Annotated in this window: 6 protein-coding genes and 1 CRISPR repeat array; all 6 genes read right to left on the bottom strand. The window is 44.6% G+C overall.

Annotated features, from left to right (window positions below; genetic code table 11):
- Nucleotides 1-10: 10 nt before the first annotated feature.
- On the bottom strand, nt 11-442 hold the full coding sequence (locus IQ257_RS20175) for a hypothetical protein (RefSeq protein WP_193875975.1): 432 nt from the start codon (nt 440-442) through the stop codon (nt 11-13).
- Between the two features lie 91 nt (nt 443-533).
- Entirely contained in the window at nt 534-806 is a 273-nt protein-coding gene (locus tag IQ257_RS20180; protein ID WP_322744408.1) for a GIY-YIG nuclease family protein, read from the bottom strand.
- Between the two features lie 233 nt (nt 807-1,039).
- A CRISPR array of direct repeats spans nt 1,040-2,671; the repeat unit is 36 nt; unit sequence GTTTCCAACTAATCCGATTTAACCCAATCGGTAGGG.
- 219 nt (nt 2,672-2,890) lie between these two features.
- Nucleotides 2,891-3,166: a CRISPR-associated endonuclease Cas2 gene (gene cas2, locus IQ257_RS20185; protein ID WP_193875977.1), complete on the bottom strand. Its 276-nt coding sequence runs from the start codon at nt 3,164-3,166 to the stop codon at nt 2,891-2,893.
- Nucleotides 3,167-3,199: 33 nt separating this feature from the next.
- Nucleotides 3,200-3,781: a Uma2 family endonuclease gene (locus IQ257_RS20190; protein ID WP_193875980.1), complete on the bottom strand. Its 582-nt coding sequence runs from the start codon at nt 3,779-3,781 to the stop codon at nt 3,200-3,202.
- Nucleotides 3,782-3,841: 60 nt separating this feature from the next.
- Nucleotides 3,842-4,846 (bottom strand): CRISPR-associated endonuclease Cas1, encoded by a 1,005-nt coding sequence (gene cas1 / locus IQ257_RS20195; protein ID WP_193875988.1) that lies wholly within the window; start codon nt 4,844-4,846, stop codon nt 3,842-3,844.
- Nucleotides 4,847-5,121: 275 nt separating this feature from the next.
- The gene (gene ltrA / locus IQ257_RS20200; RefSeq protein ID WP_193875982.1) at nt 5,122-6,126 is read right to left on the bottom strand and encodes a group II intron reverse transcriptase/maturase; all 1,005 of its coding nucleotides are present in this window, start codon (nt 6,124-6,126) and stop codon (nt 5,122-5,124) included.
- Nucleotides 6,127-6,305 lie beyond the last annotated feature (179 nt).

Genomic DNA, 6,305 nt, shown 5'->3' on the forward strand with positions numbered 1-6,305 from the left:
ATGCGATTGCCTACGGCACCAGCATAGCTGATCGCTGGGCTACCGTTGCCGATCGCTGGTGTTTCTCTAATCTCAGCAGTTCTAAGCGATCGCGTTGCAGTCTAGTTTGGCAATCGTCGAATGTTATGGAGTCGGGATCGAGAAAGTGAGCGATCGCTAGTTCCACGACAAACTCTGGCGGCATATCATAGAGAGCAGCATAGTTCTCGATCTCGGTTTGCAGAGAAGTCGGTAAGTCATTCAGGATACTGGTACTTTCAGTATGGCTATGGCTATCATGCTCCCGAATGGACTCCAACTCTAAAAAGTGAGCGATCGCAAATATAATGACTCCATCGGGAGAGAGTTCCGCTGATTCTGCATAGGCAACAATCGCCGATTGCACCTTTTTCGGGAGGGAGTTGAAGATTTTAGACTTGGTGTCGGGATTAGAGATGGGCACGGGTTAGTCCTCCTGAGCAATGCGATCGTTATAGGGCGGTCGAATCTGCCGGAGCATGATACTTTCTAACTGCAATGATAACCGAGTCCACTCATACATATACTCTGGCGACAGCAATCCGCACATCATCAGGGTCAAGTCTGTCGATAAATGCCCAACCTAACGCTTTATGCCCACCCCTTAACCTGCTCCGGACATTACCGGATTTACCAATATACAGAATGCCTTGGGATCTGTGCTTAATTGCGTAAATACCAGGGCGATTGGGTAGTTCACTGAATTCTCTACTGAGTGGATAACAGTCGTTGAATGACGTTGTGCGAAGGATATCGAGAAGGCGAATTGCTTCCTGTGTTAATGACACCCGATCAACCACGATTAACTGTCTTCCCTCCAATAGGAACTTAGCCGCTGACTAAACTGCGGCTCAAAACCTCATAGATTTTACAAGAGGATAACCCACACACCAACTTTTACAAAATGCTTTAAATTCCTGTCAGCGTGACAGGCAGCAAACAGGAAATATTTTCGCTCTTGCGCGGCTAGGCTAGTGCTTTGTGCCAGTTCAAGGGAAAAGGGTGAGAATTACCCACCCTCAATACTGCTTAATCCGATTTAACCCAATCGGTAGGGTTTTCTCATGAAGAAGACCTTTTCTTTGGGTTTCCAATTAATCCGATTTAACCCAATCGGTAGGGTGGACTGATTGTTGCCAATGCTGCCCAGCATTTGGTTTCCAACTAATCCGATTTAACCCAATCGGTAGGGGGCAGTGCTTCCATTGACGCAAGAAACAGAAGTTTCCAACTAATCCGATTTAACCCAATCGGTAGGGCTGATTTTCAAACATTTGGAAGCCAAAGGGTTTCCAGTTTCCAACTAATCCGATTTAACCCAATCGGTAGGGTATTCAGGAGGAGTGGAGGTTCTAGGAGTTTCTAGCTTGTTTCCAACTAATCCGATTTAACCCAATCGGTAGGGGAAATGAAGTACTATTACAATGGTATTGGTGAAGACGAGTTTCCAACTAATCCGATTTAACCCAATCGGTAGGGATGTAGGGTTACTAAACTGGAAGGTCAGTGAGGTTAAACTCGTTTCCAACTAATCCGATTTAACCCAATCGGTAGGGGCAACACCAGCTCATGCAGATGGTGATGGGAATTATGAAGTTTCCAACTAATCCGATTTAACCCAATCGGTAGGGCCCAGGGTTTCAAACTGAATGGGGATATAACTAAATTGTTTCCAACTAATCCGATTTAACCCAATCGGTAGGGTCTGCAGAGACTGAGTCCAGCACTGGTATTGTCGGGTATGTTTCCAACTAATCCGATTTAACCCAATCGGTAGGGGTTTTATCGCTAACATTGCTTCTGCACAAACAAGCGTTTCCAACTAATCCGATTTAACCCAATCGGTAGGGTTGCTGGTTTGGTTGTTGTTGTTGGTAGCATTGCTCCAGCGTTTCCAACTAATCCGATTTAACCCAATCGGTAGGGTCCAACAACGGCGCGGAATCAGCTGCCGTGCAGACGTTTCCAACTAATCCGATTTAACCCAATCGGTAGGGGGTGGAAAGGGTGTCGATGGCTACTTTGCCATCACCCGTTTCCAACTAATCCGATTTAACCCAATCGGTAGGGTGTATCAGTTCGCTAACGCACCTACCAAGGGGGTCATAGAGTTTCCAACTAATCCGATTTAACCCAATCGGTAGGGCGTTCAATCCACAAGCACCTCACGGACGCTTGTGGAAGGTTTCCAACTAATCCGATTTAACCCAATCGGTAGGGTTTTATTAAGGATTTCGAATTACCATGGCTAACTTAAAGTTTCCAACTAATCCGATTTAACCCAATCGGTAGGGTTCGGATTTATGTAATAGTAGTCTTCCATAAGGAAGATGAACGTTTCCAACTAATCCGATTTAACCCAATCGGTAGGGTTGGTGAAGCTCCGCTTCTCTGATGGTTCAGAAGTTTCCAACTAATCCGATTTAACCCAATCGGTAGGGTCCGCCTCCGCGCAAACCACCAATATCGATAGTTTCCAACTAATCCGATTTAACCCAATCGGTAGGGTATGGTCAAGACCCATTACGCCAAGCCGGAGCGGAAAGTTTCCAACTAATCCGATTTAACCCAATCGGTAGGGTTTTCTGGAGAATTAATCATCATGTCTACTTCTTTAGTTTCCAACTAATCCGATTTAACCCAATCGGTAGGGAGTACGCCCGTGCAGCCATTACCCCGTAAGGGTTTCAGCCGCCGAATCGACGCATCTCTTAAAAGTCTAACATTTCCTCCCCAAAATTGAACAAAACACATACCTCAAACCCTCTCGCTGTAAGGAATCGACGCATCTCAACGAAAAATATAGGGTTTGGGCGATTTGCCGAGATGCGTCGATGAACATCTGACAATCCCCCTCAAAAACCCCTCAAACCTAGATAACATAATACTTTGGCGGTGGTTGGGGTGCTTCTGAGCCAATCACCAACGATCTCGAAACCGCTTCCTCGGATATCCAGTAAAACCGCACATTATCCTCCACGGGTTCAACTAACTTTTTCACCTTTCCATAAAGCTGCCGCATTTCCTCCAAACTTAAAAAACATTCAAACACAGAAAGTTGAACTCGTCGCCCATATCCTTCTAGAAAATTGGACAACTTGGTTCGCCTTTTATCATTAGGAATATCATACACAACAACCACTAACATTTTACTAAGAAAGGGGAACGCGGATAACTTTTCCTAGCCATCAAGACCGCGATACAGTTGGGCAATCGCAAATTCCAGGTCAATACTTTTGAGTGAAACGCGATTGCCTTTGGCACTGCGCTCCGCGCAATCACCTGCTCCATAAATGACCGTTTCCCAGGTATTCGCCGAGGTGCGACGACGGCATTCTACGCGCTGACTTCCTTGAAAAATTAAGACATATTCCTTTAAAGATTCAAGCTGTCGATAGTCATCAAATTTTTCGCCCAAGTCAAAGGCTTGTGTGCTAGGTGAGAGTACTTCAACAATGAGTTTAGGATATCGCTTGATGTAGCGGTCATCACGGTCGCGTGGGTCACAGGTAACAAACGCATCAGGATAGTAATAAAACTCATCCTGGTAGTTGACCTTCACATTACCGGAGTGAAATCGGCATTCTGAGTCACCTAAATGTAAGTTAATCAGGGTTAGAAGGTTCAGAGCAAGACGATCATGATTATCTGTACCACCAGCCATAGCATAGACTAAGCCACGCCGATATTCATGCCGAATCGGGTTTTGGTGTTCGATGTCGAGATAGTCTTTAGGACTAATGTAATGTGGAACAGCAATCATGGATTTTGTCTTTGGGTGGCTCTCGTTGAGTCTATTGTAGCGATAATCCTATTCTCCCATTTACACCGCTCTTAAAAAAGCTTCATAAGCAACCCCAGATAACAAACTCCGTTTATACCGTCTCACCTGTAATTGAATCGCCTGACGATAAGTGACTTTTGACTGCACATCTGGATGAGAAACCTCCTCATTCATCCGAGTTTCAAATTGCTTGAGAAAGACTCGCCTTGCCGATTGATTCAAATAAACCCCTCCCGTACTAGGAACCCTGTCAAAATCTTGGGGTTTAAGCAAAGATTTATGAATAACCTTTAACACCAAGCCATCAACGATAGGAGAACGAAATTCCTCCATCAAATCAAACGCCAAATAAGGCTTCTGCCGTTCCCCATAATGAAAATTCCCCAAATAAGGTGAAAGCCCCTCAGCAATAATAAACCCCAAAACATTATTAAACAAAAGCGTGTAACCAAAACTCAACAACGAATTCACCGGGTCAGTAGGCGGTTGACGATTCCGCAGGGAAAACTCAAACTTAGAATTCGTAATTAACTGACCCAACGCCGGAAAATACCTCGCCGCCCCTATCCCCTCATAACCCCGCAACCTATCCAAACTCTCACTAAACTCCAACGCTTCAATATCTTGATTAATACCGATAATCGCCCGTTCCACCTCCCGGCTTTTACGCTTACGGTTAAATCGCAACAAAAGCTGCTTAGAATTCATCAACTTGCCATAAACAATTGCCTGAGACACCTGAAACCGAAACCCCACATCACCCCACCGTCTAACCTGTACCAACTCCTGATCTAAATCCCGAAACTCAGCACTCCATAAATGCCCATGATATCGACCACTCTGACTCAGAAACACCACCGCTATTTGTTCTTGCAAACACGCTTGCATCACTGGCGTTGATAATTGAATATTCCCAAACACCAAAATTTGCTGCACTTCTCGAATCGGCACTTCCAGTTTCGGCTTCTCGGATACATAGATAATAAACCGTTGGTAATCTTTATAGATAGTCGTGCCTTGTTCGACTAGATAGATAGCTGCCATTTCTTGATTCCAACTATTCTTTTGAAAAACACTCTCATCTTCCTCGCTTTCGAGACGTGATTCTGTCTCTACTTCCGCAAGAAACGGTTGATGTAACGTCGCAATCTCGCTTGTATTTTCGTCATTATCTTGATCTAATCCCCCAGCCCCCCTCATTTCCCCCGGCGAGGGAGGAGAATTCAAAGCCTCTCTCCTCGTAGGAGAGAGGTTTGGAGAGAGGTTTTCCACATTCCCTAAAAAGTTAGTTCCTTGCAGAAGAGGAGTTGGGGGAGAGGTTACACCGTTAGGACTTTTTTTTTACCTTTATTCTTCCCCTTCTTCAGCCCCTGAATTATCCCCTTAATTTTCCCTAAAGCTGACCTCAGACTAACGTCATTCGCATCCACCGGAAAAATAGCATTCTCAAAAAAACCATGCCCCAAAAACCGAAACCCCCGCTCAAAATGAGTAATTTGCGTTTTCCCAGGATGCAGCATCAATCCCATTGCTGCCAACAGATTAATGATTTCTAACTTGGCATCTAAAATCCGCTCTTGAGTTTGGGCTAAAATCAGAAAATCATCCGCATACCGCACAAGCTTTAAATCTGTTTCTGTAACCCACTCATCAAACTCATGCAAATAAATATTCGCCAATAACGGCGAAATTACCGCCCCTTGGGGAATCCCTTTTTGGGATACGATTACCCCTTCTGCCGTTAGCACCCCCGCCACTATCCAAGATTTGATTAAACATAAAATTCTCGGATTATCAATCTGTAACCGAACTTCTTTTAATAACCGATGATGGTCGATAGTATCAAAAAACTTGACAATATCGGCATCCAACACCCATTGATATCCCATATCTCGCCACTGGGCAACGTTTTCCACCGCATTAAGATAAGACAAATTTGGACGATAAGCAAAACTCGCAGCAGAAAACTTCTCCTCCATCAACGGCGACAGAATATTTAACAACGCCTGCTGCACAATTCTGTCCCTAACCGTGGGAATTTTTAACTCTCGTTGCTTCCCATTTCGTTTGGGAATAATCACCTGCTTGTAAGGGGAAGGTTCATAACTTCCCTGAGCAACTGCCTGTTGCAACTGATAAATATTAACCGTTTGATTGTGAGCAAACCGATTAATCGTCTCCCCATCCACCCCCGCACAACCACGATTTTCCGCTACCTTTTCCCAGGCGCGTTGAAAATTTTCTAAACGGAGGAATTCATCTAGGATAGTTGTTGAATACACTTCTCTGCTTTGGTAATATTCGTCAGGAATTAGGCTAGTCATATTCGGGTTCCTTCTGAAACACTATTTTTGACGAAAACTCACATCTGGTATTACCCCCCTAATCCCCCCTTGGTAAGGGGGGACTTTAGAAACAGGGGAATGTCTGTCTCTTATACCCATCTGACGCTGCCAACGAACTCCAGGGTTTAAATCTAAGTGGTCGCAGAATCATTTAAAAA

Origin of the sequence: Coleofasciculus sp. LEGE 07092 (assembly GCF_015207375.1) — a bacterium.
Taxonomy (GTDB): Bacteria; Cyanobacteriota; Cyanobacteriia; order Cyanobacteriales; family Coleofasciculaceae; genus LEGE-07092.

Excerpts from the sequence above, each read along its gene's own strand:
- cas1 (WP_193875988.1), bottom strand. The coding sequence starts at position 4,846 with ATGGCAGCTATCTATCTAGTCGAACAAGGCACGACTATCTATAAAGAT.
- cas2 (WP_193875977.1), bottom strand. The coding sequence starts at position 3,166 with ATGTTAGTGGTTGTTGTGTATGATATTCCTAATGATAAAAGGCGAACC.
- IQ257_RS20190 (WP_193875980.1), bottom strand. The coding sequence starts at position 3,781 with ATGATTGCTGTTCCACATTACATTAGTCCTAAAGACTATCTCGACATC.
- ltrA (WP_193875982.1), bottom strand. The coding sequence starts at position 6,126 with ATGACTAGCCTAATTCCTGACGAATATTACCAAAGCAGAGAAGTGTAT.